The sequence below is a fragment of the Marinobacter sp. 2_MG-2023 genome (assembly GCF_030546935.1).
In the GTDB taxonomy this organism is placed as follows: Bacteria; Pseudomonadota; Gammaproteobacteria; order Pseudomonadales; family Oleiphilaceae; genus Marinobacter.
The window spans coordinates 292,853-307,714 of sequence record NZ_JAUOPH010000002.1 but is presented as its reverse complement, the minus strand read 5'-3'; the positions used below and the strand labels follow the sequence as shown (position 1 = coordinate 307,714).

Here is a 14,862-nt window from a genome sequence, read left to right as displayed (position 1 = left end):
TTTATTGGGCATCGGTGTTTGTTACCGGCAAGCGTATCCAGAAGGTAGCGCCTTGTCCGGGTATAGACTCAAAGCCGACTTCGCCGCCCATTACGGTAATTAGCTCCCTCGTGATGGCCAACCCCAGACCGGTTCCGCCCTTACTGCGGGTGTCGGAACTGTCTGCCTGCGCAAAACGCTGAAAAATCTGGTCGCGAAAAGCGGCCGGAACACCTTGACCGCTGTCTTTCACGCCAATAACGACTGTTGGATTTCCTTCTGACAACTCGTGCCGGGCCGACAGTTGGACGCGGCCGTTGTCTGGTGAGAACTTTATAGCATTGGATATCAGGTTGTTGAGTGCCTGCAATAACCGCTGGTGGTCTACGTATACGTCGGTTCCGGGAATATTGGGGGCGGGATCGATGGTGACTTTGCGCTGCGCGCCGTAAGGCTGGTTCGTACTGACCGCCTGTTCAAGCAGAGGCTGCAAAGGCTGTTGTTCTAGGTGGATGTCCAGCTTGCCGGCTACCAGCTTTTCTATATCCAGCAGATCATTGATCAAAGTGGCCAGTTGCTGGGCGTTGCGTTTCGCAATTTCCATCATACTCTGGGCTTTTGCGGGAAGTGCTCCAGCTGCTCCGCCGGCCAGCAAACCGACGGCGCCCGTTATAGACGTAAGCGGCGTGCGCAGCTCATGGCTGACGGTGGCAACGAACCGGTTTTTCATACGTTCGATCTTTTTGCGTTCGGAGATATCCTCCATCAGCACCCAAAGCAACTTGTTCCCTGATGAATCCCGTATAAGCATGCTGTGCAGAATAACGGGGTAGATGCCGCCTTCGCGATTGATCACATTCTGCTCTATAGGGCCAAAATACCCCGTCTTTCTTAGTTGCTCCAGAGCTTCAGCGCGCCGTGATACGTGGTCACGAGTAAGAAGATTGCGATAGTCCAGCTTCAGGAACTCATCCTTGCTATAGCCGGTCGATTTAAGCATGGCCGCATTTACATCGATGATTTCTGACGTCAGGTAGTCCGCAAGAAGGATGCCGTTGGGCGCGAGCTCGAACAGGCGCCGAAGTTGAAGTTCGCTTTCCTCTAATCCTACAAGAGCCCGTTTCTTCTCATCGATATCTTCCAGATAGCCGTGCCATATGGTGCTGCCGTCTGCAAGCTCCTGAGGTCTGGCATGGCCCTCGATCCAGCGCCAGTCGCCGTCTGGCCCCATTATCCTGAAACTGATAGACCAGGTGCTAAGTTGGTTTGCGGACTCATCAATCGCAGCTGATACAGCCGGTAAGTCATCGGGGTGGATCAACTTAAACAGAGAAGACGCATCTTCCAGTGCTTGTTTCTGGGTTACACCAAACGAGCGTTCAATCCCCTTGCTGCTGAAAGGAAAGCATAGATCCCCATTCGGGTAGCGGCGGAACTGATAAAGGCCGCCTGGTACCATGTCAACGAGCTGTGCAAGCATGATCAGGGATTCGTTTTGCTCTTGCAGTTCCTGTTCCCGGTAATGAATCGCCAGTTTACGCGCGCTGATCTGCTCCTCGACACAATCTGCGATATCGCGCAGGCACTGCAGATCGTCTTCGTTCAGCTTGCGCGGTTTCCGGTCCATAACGCACAGAGTGCCAAGGGTCTGACCGTCCGCACTGTTAAGGGGCATCCCGGCATAGAACCGGATGTTCGGGTCACTGATTACCAGGGGGTTGTCTTGGAAGCGTTCATCTTCGTGCGCATCCTCAACCACCAGAGGCAACCTGTCTAAAATGGCGTGCCCGCAGAACGAAATGCTTCTCGGGGTTTCGCTGACACCGAGGCCGATACAGGACTTGAACCACTGCCGGTCTCGGTCGACCAATGAAATGAGGCATATTGGCACGTCCATCAGCCTTGCTGCCATTCGTGTCAGCCGATCGAAGCGTGCTTCGGGAGGTGTATCGAGAATACGCAATTGATCCAGCGTTACCTGCCTTGCGCTTTCATTGGCTGGAAACTCAGGCGCTCTCATGGGCATGCTCCTCTGGCGAGCTAACGTCGCCCATTGGTAGCTCAACCCAAAAATGTGCGCCGTTATTGTTGTAGAAGCCGGTATTTCCGCCCAGGAGGACTGCAAGCTGTCGGCTGATTGCAAGGCCAAGGCCGGTGCCATTGGTTGCACGGGTTGTGCCTGTTTCTGCCTGGGCAAAGCGTTCGAAAATCTGGCTCCGAAACTCTTCAGGTACGCCTTTGCCCTGGTCGCTCACAGTGATTCGAAGCCGGTATGGATCGACTTCTTCAGCATGAAGTGTAACCAGACCTTGCTGAGGCGAGTGCTTGATGGCATTGCTGACGAAATTGTCCAGAATTTGTCGCAATCTGTGCCCGTCGGTCTGTAAGGATATCGCGGGTATGTCTGAGGCTTTGAGCCTGACACCCAACTCCCGCGCCATGGCCTCATTGCCGCTGACTGTTTCCGTAAGCAGCTTCTGCAGGTTTTCGGTCTGAAAGCTCACCCGCATGTTGCCACTTGAAAGCTTGTTGAAATCGAGCAGATCGTTGATGAGTAGTTGCAGGCGCTCGCCGTTGCGCAGGGCCAGCGTCGTCATCTCCTGGGCGCGTTCCGGGAGTTCCCCTGCTGTGCCCGACTTGAGCAGTCGCAAAGCGCCATTCATTGAGGTCAAAGGAGTGCGTAGCTCGTGGCTGACATTGGAAACAAAGTTGTCCTTGAGCTGGTTGTTGGCATCACGCTCATCCATCAACTGGTTGAATGCCTGTGCCAGATCGCGCACCTCGGGGGCCCCTCGCTCTATAAGACGCCGGGAGGATTCAGGTTTCTGAATCATTGAACGAATACGCCGTGTCATCTGGGTGAGCGATACGGTTGTCGATCGGAGTGCCAGGTACGTCAGCAATACTATGCCGAGGGTTACCCCTATGCTGATGGTAAAAAACCGTACGAAAGCCTGCTCGGCGGGGGCGGTCGCAAGGGATTTGGGAACGGCGCGGATAAATAACCAGCCCAGACGCTGCAGGTGATTTGTGGCATAGATCAACGTCTCACCCGAGGCAGTCTCAACCTCACCAAAAGGGATGCCGGACAGAGCTGCATCGATCAGCAAATTTTCTCCCGGGTCTGGCAAGTACTCTATGGTTTTATTGCGGGAGCCTTCTACGAACAGGAAGTTTGCAGTGTCAATCACCAGGAAGATTGCGTCTTTAATAGCATCCTCACGCACATGTTTCGGTATTAGCAGCGCTTGGTCCATTTGCAGGGTGCCGCTGAGAAAGCCGAGGAGCTCTCCGCTATCTGTCAGAATGGGTGCTATAAAAACCATCAGCGGTATACCCGTTGCCCTGCCTATAATAGGGCGGCTGATGACCGGGCGGCGGGTTTTTATCGCCGCTTTCCAGTGGGGCCGGTCGGCATAATAGGTGCCAACCCTGCCTGGTACATAGGTGTTTTCAGCCAGTAATATAGCGTTTGGAGACAGAATGGTCAGGCTGTGGGGAAACAGCTCTCTCAGTTTTTGCTGCTTTTGCAGGAGTTTTGTCAGTGGTTCTTGAGGTGGAAGTTGGCCACTATGGCCAAGCATGGCGGCGAACTGGGCCAGGGCGCTGGTGCGCAGCTCCAGGTTCTGGCTGACCAGGCTGGAGATGTGGGCTGTTTCGTTTGCCTGTTGGGCAGCCAGGTTTTTTTCAAAGTCCTCAAGTAAAGCGCCGTAAGCGGCATAAATTACAGAACCGACGATTGCCAGACTGCCAAGGATGATAATCACGGCAAGGCGCGTACCCAGAGATAAATGACCCAAAACCTGCTCCTGTCTGGCTATTTGCCGGAAAACTTGCTTTGATTGAACATCAACTGAAATAGAATTCACAGCGCTTGTGCGCTTTGATCAGCAAGAGCCTTTATGCCTCAAAGCCCTACTCGTGAGGTGCAGAAAAAACTGGAGACCCTTCGTAATCGTTTTCGAGATAAAACGATACGTGAAATTGAAGGCTTGGTCGCCAGTATTTTCAACGCATCCCGAAATTCTGAAACCATCGGTGAGCTGGTCGCTGCCTATCAGCTTTTACACAGGCTGGCAGGCTCGGCGGGCACACTGGGGTTTACTCTGCTTGGCGAACAGGCCCGTAAACTCGAAATCGCTATAAAGCCATTGGCAGATCAGGTTGCTGATGGAGCCGACAGCGAAAGTATACGACTAGAGTTGAAGCAGTTGTTGAGCGCCGGTTATGAAGACGATATTGCCGGCCTTGGCAACCTTTTAGTTACTGCCGAGCCAGTCTCAACCGAGTGGCATCAGCCCAGGCTGGCAGAAACGGATAATCAGCCTGTGTTGCTGATTCTTGAACCTGACCAAGAGCTTGCGGAGTTGGTTTCAGAGGGCCTGGCGCTATACGGTCACCGACTGCGCAGCCTGAGTAATGGCCATGAGTGGCCGGAGGGCATGGATGACGTTGATCTGGTCATGGTCAGGGATACGCTTTTGCAGGATGAGGGTGTGCAATGGTTGTCGAGACTACATGATCTGCCGGTGATCTGTTTCAGCCAGGCTCCTGACTTTGCCACCCGTTACCGGTTGGCTTGCCTCGGCATAGATGCCTGTTGTGATGACCCGCAGGATATCCCCGCTCTTGCGGATCGCATAGAGCAGCTCCTGGCCGAGGGACTTGCAACGCTCACTGGTCGGGTGATGATTCTGGATGACGACCGCGAGTTGCTGGAGCACTACCGATTAGTGCTCACTAGCGGGGGCTTGCAGGTCCGGGCTCTGGGCGACCCATCAAACTTGCTTTCAGAACTGTCAGAGTTCCGGCCGGACATCCTGTTAATGGATGTGCAAATGGGGCTTTACGACGGTCCGGCGCTCGCCAGGATGGTGAGATTTCAGGCCGAGTGGCTCAGTTTACCCATTATTTTCTTTTCCTCCGAAGAGGACCGCAACAGGCAACTCGATGCACTTGCCCGTGGTGGTGATGATTTTGTTACCAAGCCGGTATCTGATGAGTTCCTGTTGCGAACGGTACGAATGCGTTGTTATCGCGCCCGACAGCTCGACAAACTGGTGTCGCTGGACAGTCTTACGGGTTTGTTAAAGCACGCACTCGCTAAAACCGAGCTTGGCCGCGAGTATGCGCGCAGCGCCCGTAGCGGGCACAATTCTGTTGTGGCTATGCTGGATCTGGATCATTTCAAGAAGGTAAACGACGCCTATGGCCACGGCGCGGGGGATATGGTGATCAAGGCTTTGGCCAACCTGTTGCGCCACCGATTGCGGAATACGGATATTATCGGTCGCTATGGTGGTGAGGAATTTATGGTCGTGTTGCCCGAATGTTCACTGGAAAAAGCCGTTGAGGTGCTTGAAGCGCTGAGCCAGGATTTTGCGCGACTGGCATTTAACGTTGGCACTGAAGAGTTCTCTGTCAGCCTCAGCGCGGGCGTTGCCACATTGAACGCCTATGGGTCCGCTGAACAAGCTATCGAAGCGGCAGACAGGGCACTGTATCAGCGCAAACGTGCAGGCCGTAATGGCGTCAGCGTGGATTCAAGGAGCCTGTTGTGATCTTTAACTGCACATTGAGAGCCCCACGATGTATGTGTTGATTCTCGAAGACGATGAGCTGGTTGGTGATCTGCTGGAAACCGTTGTGGCGAGCGCCTATCCGGGAGCCAGAATCCGGCTGTGTACGCAGCTTCAATCAGCTTGCGATAGCTGGCGGGAAGAGCCGGCTGATCTGGTGATTGCCGACAGGAACCTGCCGGATGGTTCAGGGCTTGAGTTGATTCGTGTGGTCAGGCAAACCAGCGCTGAAATTCCTGTTCTGGTGATCAGTGGCCGCACAGACCGCGACTCCATTCTGGCGGCAGCCCATCTGGGTATTAGCGGCTACATCAGTAAGCCCTTTCAGGTAGACGCGCTGCACCAGCGGCTGACAGCGCTGGCGCCATTGCCCGTTGACCATGATAAAGGTTCCGTCACCCTGGCTGAAAAAATGGAAGCTGCCTGTAACTCCGCGATTCAACTACCAGGCCAGATCGATACTGCTGAAATTCTGGCGCTTATGGAGAAACGTGACGAGTTGGGTGCGCGTTTCCTCGCGGAACAATGGAGCAAGGAGCCTGCGCTGAGTGCAAAAATGCTGGATGTGGCTAACAGCGCCTCATTTCGGCGTTCGGGCACGCCGGTGAAAACACCCGCAGAGGCCATCAGCTCGATTGGTGTTGCTATGGCGTTGAATCAGGCTCTTGCGCTGTCGTTGGATATTGCCGGCAAGCTGGCCTGCCCGCGCTTGGGTGAACGTGCGCGTATTGAACAGGAGCAGGCTTTGCGAGTGGCCGAGGAAGCCCGCGCGCTGGCGAAAAAGGTGGGAGAAAACCCTGCTCTGTATTACACGGCAGGCTTGTTGAGTAAGGCCGGAGAGTTGGCCGCCTTGAAGGTGCTGCAAAACCAGTGTGATGAGAGTGGGGAGCCGCCAGACGTTGAACAGATCGATTCGGCCATTACCGGCTGGGCCGAAAAGCTGGGTAACCGGATCAAGGTGCAGTGGCATTTGCCGCTGGATCTTCGGGAATTGATTGGTGCTGTCTATTTTTTGAGCCGGGGTAACGTAAGCCGATCGAAACTGGTGATGCGAGCGGCCGCATTGCTGGCAACGGAGGAGGCCGAAAGCCCTGAGTGTCGCACACTACTACGAAGGCTGGGGATCGAGGAGGGTGAAGATGACGCCAGACAGCGGTCTTAATCGTATTCTGATGGTTGAAGATGAGCCCGATATTCGCGCGGTAGCGGAACTGGCTCTGGAAGCCATTGGCGGATTTCAACTCACGGCCTGTGAATCAGGACAACAGGCGTTGGAGCAGATTGGTGAATGTCAGCCCCAACTGATCCTTCTGGATGTCATGATGCCGGTGATGGATGGTCCCGCGACCCTGGAGGCCATCCGGCGCTTACCGGGTTATGCTGAAATACCTGCGGTGTTCATGACTGCGAAGGTTCAGAGCGATGAAGTTCAGGGTTACCTGACACAGGGTGCGGCTGGCGTGATTCCAAAGCCGTTTGATCCGCTCACACTGGCCGACGAGATAAGGGAAATCTGGAATCAGGCCGGTGCAATCGGTTAAGCTCTCGCCGGTTTTACTGTCATCATCCGAAAAGGCTCTCATGTCATCTTCCCGCAACAACGATGAAATCAAAGCCAGGCTTAACCTGGAAACCTCCCGCATACGCTGGCACGAACTGCAAACCTACTATGCCCGTGGACAGATAGTGCGCGTGAGCAACAATTTGGACCTTCTGGATGTGGCCAGTGAGCTGACAGCAGATAACCGCGTCCTCTTTGAACAGTGGCTCGCTGCGGGCGACGTGGGGGATGTTTCACCCGACCTGGCCCGCGCCTGGTATGAACGCAATGCCGAGCTCTGGGCTGTGGTTATAGCGCCCTGGGTGCTGATTCAGGATCGTTCCGACGCGTCGGTGCACTGATGCTGACGGGTGCCTTGCTGATTCTTGCACCGTTGTTTCTGGGATTTGCCCTGACGCTGAAAAATCGCCGACTGATGACAGCGATTCATTATTCCGTTGAAGTGCTGGTGTATTTCATTTTGGCGCTGCTGGGGCTTGCTCTGGGTCAGATGGAGGGTTTAACGGGGCAGCTGGGAACTATGGCAGGGCAGATGTCGGCTCTGGTAGCGGTTCTGTTTGTTGCCAATATGCTGGGCCTGTGGCTGCTACATCGCTGGCGCCCCATGCCTCCTGAGCCAAGAGATGCCGGCGCTGGCAGGGCGGGTTACCTGCGTCTTTTCATGGCTGGCCTCAAGCCTCTGTTTGCAGTGCTGGCCGGGGTGTTATCGGGCTATTTCCTGTTGCCGAAACTGCCGCAAGCCGAGCAGTTGGCTACCTGGTCTTTGATGCTTCTGCTGTTTTTGATTGGCCTGCAATTGCGTAATGCGGGGCTTTCCCTGCGCAAGCTGCTGATGAACACCCAGGGGCTGGGCATCGCGATTGTGCTGGTGCTCAGCTCTTTGCTGGCGGGCGTGTTGCTTATGCCTGTGCTAGGCCTGCCCTGGCACGATGTGCTCGCCCTGGTCTCTGGATTTGGCTGGTACTCGCTTTCCGGAATCGTGATTGGGGAGGCCCTTGGCCCTGCATGGGGCGGTGTGGCATTTCTGAACGATGTACTTCGCGAAATTATTGCACTGGCCATAATCCCGCTGGTTATCGGCAGTCGGCCAGCCATGGCTATCGGTTATGGAGGAGCTACGTCAATGGATTTTACGCTTCCGGTAATCCGCAGCAACGGTGGCCTAAGCTGTGTGCCTGTGGCTATCGCCTCCGGTTTCCTGCTGTCTTTTCTGTCGCCGGTTCTGATGGGTGTGTTTCTCTCTCTGGGCTAGAGAGCCTCAGGAAAGGAACTTGCGCACATCAATCCGGTATTCATTCGGGTCAACGGCGCGAAGAATGCGGTCCTGGCTACCGGCTTTTGAGAGATTGATGGTTGTAACGGTAATCGGCATCCGGAATTTCGTGTGATACATCACCCGGACAACGGGTAACCGCTGATCTTCCTCATTTATTTCAATCACAACACCGAGCCGCCCACTGTCGAGTAAAACCAGAGAGCCTACTGGATACAGCCCGATACAGCGGATGAATTGCTTAACCAGTGCCGGGTCCAGATGACTGCCGCTCCACTCGAGAAGCTTCTTGAGGCCCTGGGTAGGCGTCATGCCGCGGTGATACACGCGATCGGCGGTAATGGCATCGTACACATCGGTAATGGCAACCATGCGCCCGTATACAGAGATCTGATCGCCCTTCAGGCCCTCCGGGTAACCTGTGCCATCCAGGCGCTCATGGTGCTGGGCCGCCGTGATCACGGTGAGTTCGCCGATGCCTTCGGTTGCAGACAAAATGTCGCGGGAGTGCCTGGCATGAAGCTTCATGACTTCATATTCTTCTGGTGACAGGCGTCCAGGTTTATGTAGCACCTCATCAGGCGTCAGTATTTTTCCCAGATCGTGGAGCAGTGCGCCTACAACAGTCTGGTGCAGGACATCGTCAGGGAGCTTTCGATACTGTCCGAAAAGGGTCATGAGGACACTCAGGTTTACCGAGTGCTCAAGGAGGTAGTTGTCTTTTTCGCGGATACGCCCCAGGCAACCCAGCGCATTGGCGTTGCGGGTAACCGAGTTTTGCAGCTCGTCCGCCAGTTGATGTATCGGCGCGATATCGATGGCGGCACCGATCTTGGCGCTGTTCATGAAGCTGCCAACCAACTCCTGCGCCTCTGAATGAATTCCAAGAGCAACTGCCATCTCCTCGGAAAGAGAGACCTTTGGCGTAATGCCGGGTTTCTGTTCACCCGCTATTTGCAGCGCCGCTTCATTACGTTTTTCTACTTCTTCGGCTGTTTCGGAATCCTGAGTATCTGCGCCTTTCTGTGCATCAATATAGACAAACTGCACACCCATTTTGCGGATTTTTTCAATGGTTTCTTCCCGTTTGACTACGCCGCGCCTGCGCTGGGTATTGTGGGGAATCCAGTCATTGTTGAGGTCGCTGATATACATGCCGACCTTCAGTGCGGATATGGGAATGCGTTTGATCATTGTGCGGGGAAGAACGTTCGCAAGCTGTTTTTATAAGTATGCACAATCACATCCTCCAGTGGCAGCTCTTTCACTTCGGCGATCTTCTCCGCTACAAATGGCAGATAGAAAGGCGCATTTTCCCGGCCACGGTAGGGTACGGGGGTAAGAAACGGGGCATCAGTCTCCAGAAGGATCTGGTTGATGGGAGCCATACGAACAATGTCCCGTACGTTTTCTGCCTTGTTAAAAGTGGTAATGCCATTAAAGCCGAGATTCCAGCCCTGATCCAGTGCATATCTTGCAAGCCCCGGTCCCGACGTGAAGCTGTGAATGACGCCGCGGCGTTTGAGAGACTGCTCGAACTCTTTGAGTATAGCTATTGTATCCTCGTCTGCGTCACGGCTGTGGATAACTACCGGACGGTCGTTGTCACAGGCAATCTGAAGCTGGCGCCGGAACACATCACGCTGAATGGCGCGATCGGCGTTGTCATAGAAATAATCCAGCCCGATTTCGCCAACCGCAACGATCTTGTCGTCCCGGGCATGAGTTCGTATTTCGGCGTCAATGGCATCGCTGTAACTTTCCGCCTCGTGGGGGTGGATGCCCTGAGTGCCGAAGAGCCATGGGGCCTTGGTGCTGAGTTCACGCACTTGCGCAAGGTTGCCCGGCGCGACCGCAATAGTAATCACCCGCTCGATATTCACCCGCCGGGTTTCCTCCAGAGTTTCTTCCAGAGGTCGATCCTTGAGGTAATCCAGGTGGCAGTGGGTCTCGATGATCGGATGGTCGAATACGGGAATCTCGCGACGTTTTTTACTCATGGACTGGTGCTAGGCTCCGGTACAGGCAGTCAGTTCGACTGCTACTCTTTAAGTTTGACTGCTAGGCTTGCGGTGGGGCTTAAGAAAGCAATCTTATCAGCTGTACGTTTAAGGGCCTACATTCATAGATAGGGAGTTTCCTTGATGAATGTTGCCCCTTGGGGCTGGTTCGGGTTTCATTCAGGATGGAGGAGCGGATGCACGTTGTCGTTATTGGTGGTGGCGTTGTGGGTGTAACCACAGCCTTTGAACTGAACCGTCGCGGTCATCAGGTGACGGTCCTTGAGCGTCATGAAATGGCCGGCAATGAAACCAGCAAAGGCAACGCGGCCCAGCGTTCTTACGGCGTGGTATACCCTTGGGCAGATCCCGGCATGGTGTTCAAGGCATTGCCCTGGCTGGTTAAGCAGGATGGTCCCCTGAAATTGCATATGCCACCTTCTCTGGGCGCTATACAGTTCATGTTTTCAACACTTCGTTATGCCTGGTCACCCGGCCTGTTCGGTTTTAACAAGCGCGCCATGCTTCGCCTCGGGATTCATAGCCGTGAACGCTTTCTGAAACTGGAAGAGGAGCTGGACCTGGCATTTGACGGCGGACATCGCGGCCTGCTGCATCTTGCCAGCAAGCCTGAAGAGCTGGAAGCGTACCGGGGCACACAACGGCTGTTGAGCGAGATGGGGATCGCCTCCCGGCTGCTGACGCCCGAGCAGGTATACGAGGCGGAGCCTGGCATGGCCGGCAACGGCCCACTTTATGGTGCCCTGAGTTACGACACCGACGGCACTGGCGACTGCCATCTGTTTTCACGAGAGTTGGCGAAAGTCTGCGAAGAAAAAGGCGTCCAGTTCAGGTATGGCGTTCAGGTGGAGCGGCTAACGGCTAACAGCCAGACAGTCGAATCGGTTGTTCTGCGTAACGAAAGTGGCCAGCAGGAAACGCTGGCGGCAGACGCCTTTGTAGTGAGCGCTGGTTGCTGGTCTCCGGAGCTGGTTCGACCCCTTGGCCTTAAACTGCCTATCTACCCGGTTAAGGGATACAGTATTACAGCGCCGCTGAAGAACCCCGAAAAGGCGCCGGTTTCAACGATTCACGACGATAACTACAAAGTCGTGTCGACGCGCCTGGGTGACCGTTTGCGTGCTACCGGATTCGTGGAGTTGGCGGACTTCAATCGGGATATTCCCGAAGCGCGCATCGCCACCATCCGCAAATCCGTTGAGTCCCGCTATCCTGGTTGCGCCGATCTGGATGCCGCAGAAACCTGGACGGGCTTCCGCCCGATGACGCCTGATGGTCCCGCCATTATTGGCCGTGGTCCGCGTCGTAATCTTTATCTCAATACAGGTCACGGGACCTTCGGCTGGACTTTCTCAGCTGGCAGTGCGGATGTCATTGCCCAGGTGATAGACGGCGAAGAGCCGGCTGTTTGTCTGGATGCATTTCGCCCGGGCCGCTATCAGGAGTGAGTGTTCAAGGTTGCGCCGAATCCTATTACTCGCGGTGGCAAGCGCTGAACGACTGGCTGGTTTTGCATCAGCCCATATGGCAGCCGGCTCCGTTTACAGAGCCGCGACCGGATTGGGTTCAACTCTATCCAGAGCTTGCAGGCATGGTGGCAGAACTCACCGAAGCCGAATGCGACGAACTGGAGGGTGACCCCGGGGTGGTGGTGAAAAAAGCGTCACGGTTCGTGCCAGAACTGGGCTATTACTCTGACATGGTTAAGCTGCCAGAACTGTCACCCCGGCCCGCTGATGTTATGGCTGCGACGCTACCGGAAGTCAGGGCAAAGGACATGCCCGGGCGGAAACGGGAGCAGGCGGGTGCTTTTACGGCAGCACTAAAACCGTTGCAGCAACCGATTCTTGACTGGTGTTGCGGCAAAGGGCACTTGTCTCGAACACTGGCCGCTCAGGGTCACCAAATTGTTGACGGCTATGAGTGGAATCCCGAGTTGGTGGCCGGCGGTAACCGGCTTGCAGAGCACTTTGGAGACGCCGTTCAGATCCACTGTCGGGATGTAATGGCGCAGAACCTGCCCTTGCCGGATGACACCCATGGTGTAGCTTTGCATGCCTGTGGCGACCTTCACCGGCAGTTGTTGATGCAGGGCACCGCCGCTGGGTTACCGCGGCTGAGTATTTCACCCTGTTGCTATCATAAAACCGTGGATAACGTTCATAAGGCACTCTCGGAACGAGGAATGGATTACGCGAACCGCTTGGTGCCGTACCGCAGCGATCTGCGTTTGGCGTTGCGCGAAACGGTAACGGCGCCGGCTGGTGTCAGAAAACGAACAAGAACGTTAAGTCAGTGGCGGCTGGGTTTTGATGGCTTGCAACGTGCCTTGCGGGGTGCCGATGACTACCTGTCTCTGCCTTCCTGTTCTCCACGGCTGCTTGGGAAGGGGTTTCCGGCCTTTTGCAGCTGGGCAGCTGGAATAAAACAGCTCCATTTGCCTGCTAGTACGGATTTTGAGGTCTGGCGTGCTTATGGCGTCCAGCGTCACGCTGAGGTTCGCCGCCATGAGCTCATTCGGCATGTGTTTCGCCGGCCTTTGGAGCTATGGCTCGTTCTGGATTATGCAATGTATCTTGAAGAGCAGGGGTACAGAGTGCGGCTTGGTCATTTTTGCGCCCGGTCGCTGACACCCAGGAATCTATTGTTGGATGCGGTCAGGGTTTGCGGTACTCAACCCGCTCGACACAGCCATCCTTGAAGTACACGTAGGTTAGTTCGTAAAGCGCGCCATAATAGTCGGTCTGATAAATCCAGACTTCCTGGGGGCCGCCATAGGTTTCCGGTGGATTGCCGAACGCGCTGCGCACATGCTCTCGAGTCATGCCCTTGACGACCTGTTCGCGGATCAGATACCGACGCAGGTCGGTGGAGTTGATAAAACGACAGGTTTCCGGCTCTGAACCCGCTTCAGAGGCCTTTTCGACTTTTTCGTGTGGCTCTGGTTTCGCTGCTGACGAGGCTGGCAGGTTCTGGTTAAAACGGCCCCCGATTCGGTTGTCTCTTATCTGTATGGCTTCGGCATTTTCGCCACAGGGCGTGTCGGAAAATACCGTGTTTCCTTCTGCGTCGCTGCAACGAAAGACCTCAGCCTGAGTTGCAGTAGCAAACACTAGTGGAAAAACCAGGCCGATCAATAATCTGAGCATGGGCTACCCCCGGAAACAGCCAAAAAGAAAGGCGCCCTAAGGCGCCTTTCCTGACTTCACTTGCTTCTATACTAGCTCAGGTATTAGCGAAGAACCTGAATGCGGGCTTCAACCCGACGGTTCTCAGCACGACCTGCCGCTGTATCGTTAGAGGCAACCGGTTCGCTTTCACCGTAGCCTTTCGCGCTCACTTTTTCCGCATCCACGCCAAGTGCACCGGTCAGGCGCTCTGCTACTGCTTCAGCACGACGCTGTGACAGGAATTCGTTGTAGCTGGCCTTGCCGCGATTGTCAGCGTGACCGGCAATTTCTACAACGGTGCCCGGGTTGGCTTTAAGCGCGTCTGCAACACGACGGATTTCCGCATCGTAGGCGTTGCCGATCACGGAGCTGTTAGTCGGGAACTTCACCTCAATGGTGAATGTATCGATGGTTTCGGTTACACCTTCACAACCTGTTTCATCCACTTCCGCACCAGCAGCGGTGTTCGGGCAAAGGTCCTGGCTGTTAACGACGCCGTCGTTGTCGCTGTCGAGTTCGCAGCCACGGCTGTTCACGTCGGCACCACGAGGTGTGTCAGGGCAGGCATCACGCACGTCGGCTACGCCGTCGCCGTCAGCGTCTGGCTCACAGCCTGTGCTGTCAACAGATGCGCCAGCAGGGGTGCCTGGGCATTGGTCGCGGGAATCAGGTACACCGTCGTTGTCGGTGTCTGCCGGGGCCATAGGTGCTGCACTTCCAACTGTGCGGTTGAACGCGAAGCTGATGCCCAGAGAAACCTGGGTGTCAAAAGTGCTTTCGTCGATGCCGTGGAATTCCCGCAGGTCGCCACGCAAGGAGATGGCGTCGCTTACGTTGTAGCGAACACCTGTACCTACGTTAACGCGGGTTTCATCATGGTCGGTACCAGCAGTGTTGTAGCTGATAACATCACCTACGCCAAAGTCAGCATTGCCGACACCCGCAGAAACATACGGGTTCCAGGCTTTATCCTGAGCGGCGAAGTAGTAGGTGCCGTCTACGCGGATTTCTTCAAAGTCTGAAGATCCTGAGACGTATTTACGGTCTGCATCAGCCCGGGAATACATGGCCTCAATCGCCCAGTTCGGCTTGAACCGGTATTCCAGACCCACGCCGAACGTGCCGGTTTCACTTAGGTCACGGTCGTCGTCGAAAAGCTGATAAGCAGCGAAAGGGTTGATGTAAACCGTTTCTTGGCGTTCAGCAGCTAGGGCTGGGGCCGCAAAAGTACCTGCGATGGCGGCCATCGCGATCGGACGCATGATGTTCATGCAGAACC

The 14,862-nt window shown here is 55.2% G+C and carries 13 protein-coding genes; 7 read left to right on the top strand and 6 right to left on the bottom strand.

The window, feature by feature from the left end:
• Position 1 precedes the first annotated feature (1 nt).
• Entirely contained in the window at positions 2-1,999 is a 1,998-nt protein-coding gene (locus tag Q4501_RS05225) for an ATP-binding protein (RefSeq protein ID WP_303594814.1), read from the bottom strand.
• Positions 1,986-3,779 carry an ATP-binding protein gene (locus Q4501_RS05220; RefSeq protein ID WP_303594812.1) on the bottom strand — a complete coding sequence of 598 codons (1,794 nt, stop codon included), beginning with the start codon at positions 3,777-3,779 and terminating at the stop codon, positions 1,986-1,988. The genes Q4501_RS05225 and Q4501_RS05220 overlap by 14 nt, the downstream gene beginning before the upstream one ends.
• A gap of 102 nt (positions 3,780-3,881) precedes the next feature.
• Between Q4501_RS05220 and Q4501_RS05215 the strand changes: the two genes are divergently transcribed.
• Genes Q4501_RS05215 through Q4501_RS05195 form a run of 5 tightly spaced genes read left to right on the top strand, consistent with a single transcriptional unit; the run spans position 3,882 to position 8,371 of the window.
• Positions 3,882-5,540, top strand: coding sequence for a diguanylate cyclase (locus Q4501_RS05215; RefSeq protein WP_303594810.1), 1,659 nt, complete (start codon positions 3,882-3,884; stop codon positions 5,538-5,540).
• A gap of 28 nt (positions 5,541-5,568) precedes the next feature.
• Positions 5,569-6,720, top strand: a complete 1,152-nt coding sequence (locus Q4501_RS05210; protein WP_303594808.1) for a response regulator — start codon at positions 5,569-5,571, stop codon at positions 6,718-6,720.
• Complete coding sequence (locus Q4501_RS05205; RefSeq protein ID WP_303594806.1) at positions 6,698-7,099, top strand: response regulator; 402 nt, start codon at positions 6,698-6,700, stop codon at positions 7,097-7,099. The genes Q4501_RS05210 and Q4501_RS05205 overlap by 23 nt, the downstream gene beginning before the upstream one ends.
• Positions 7,100-7,139: 40 nt before the next feature.
• Positions 7,140-7,460 (top strand): DUF2288 domain-containing protein, encoded by a 321-nt coding sequence (locus Q4501_RS05200; RefSeq protein ID WP_303594805.1) that lies wholly within the window; start codon positions 7,140-7,142, stop codon positions 7,458-7,460.
• Complete coding sequence (locus tag Q4501_RS05195) at positions 7,460-8,371, top strand: lysine exporter LysO family protein (RefSeq protein ID WP_303594804.1); 912 nt, start codon at positions 7,460-7,462, stop codon at positions 8,369-8,371. Before Q4501_RS05200 ends, Q4501_RS05195 begins: the two co-directional genes overlap by 1 nt.
• Positions 8,372-8,377: 6 nt before the next feature.
• On the opposite strand, the gene Q4501_RS05190 is transcribed toward Q4501_RS05195, so the two are convergent.
• Together Q4501_RS05190 and Q4501_RS05185 are read right to left on the bottom strand one after the other, a co-directional pair.
• Positions 8,378-9,586, bottom strand: a complete 1,209-nt coding sequence (locus Q4501_RS05190) for an HD-GYP domain-containing protein (RefSeq protein WP_303594802.1) — start codon at positions 9,584-9,586, stop codon at positions 8,378-8,380.
• The gene (locus Q4501_RS05185) at positions 9,583-10,392 is read right to left on the bottom strand and encodes a TatD family hydrolase (RefSeq protein WP_303594801.1); all 810 of its coding nucleotides are present in this window, start codon (positions 10,390-10,392) and stop codon (positions 9,583-9,585) included. Before Q4501_RS05185 ends, Q4501_RS05190 begins: the two co-directional genes overlap by 4 nt.
• Positions 10,393-10,589: 197 nt before the next feature.
• Between Q4501_RS05185 and Q4501_RS05180 the strand changes: the two genes are divergently transcribed.
• Together Q4501_RS05180 and Q4501_RS05175 are read left to right on the top strand one after the other, a co-directional pair.
• Positions 10,590-11,861 carry a D-amino acid dehydrogenase gene (locus Q4501_RS05180; protein WP_303594800.1) on the top strand — a complete coding sequence of 424 codons (1,272 nt, stop codon included), beginning with the start codon at positions 10,590-10,592 and terminating at the stop codon, positions 11,859-11,861.
• Positions 11,858-13,114 (top strand): methyltransferase, encoded by a 1,257-nt coding sequence (locus Q4501_RS05175; protein WP_303594798.1) that lies wholly within the window; start codon positions 11,858-11,860, stop codon positions 13,112-13,114. The genes Q4501_RS05180 and Q4501_RS05175 overlap by 4 nt, the downstream gene beginning before the upstream one ends.
• On the opposite strand, the gene Q4501_RS05170 is transcribed toward Q4501_RS05175, so the two are convergent.
• Entirely contained in the window at positions 13,071-13,562 is a 492-nt protein-coding gene (locus tag Q4501_RS05170) for a DUF4124 domain-containing protein (RefSeq protein WP_303594797.1), read from the bottom strand. The two genes, Q4501_RS05175 and Q4501_RS05170, sit on opposite strands and share 44 nt — an antisense overlap.
• 83 nt (positions 13,563-13,645) lie before the next feature.
• On the bottom strand, positions 13,646-14,854 hold the full coding sequence (locus tag Q4501_RS05165) for an OmpA family protein (protein WP_303594795.1): 1,209 nt from the start codon (positions 14,852-14,854) through the stop codon (positions 13,646-13,648).
• Positions 14,855-14,862: the final 8 nt, after the last annotated feature.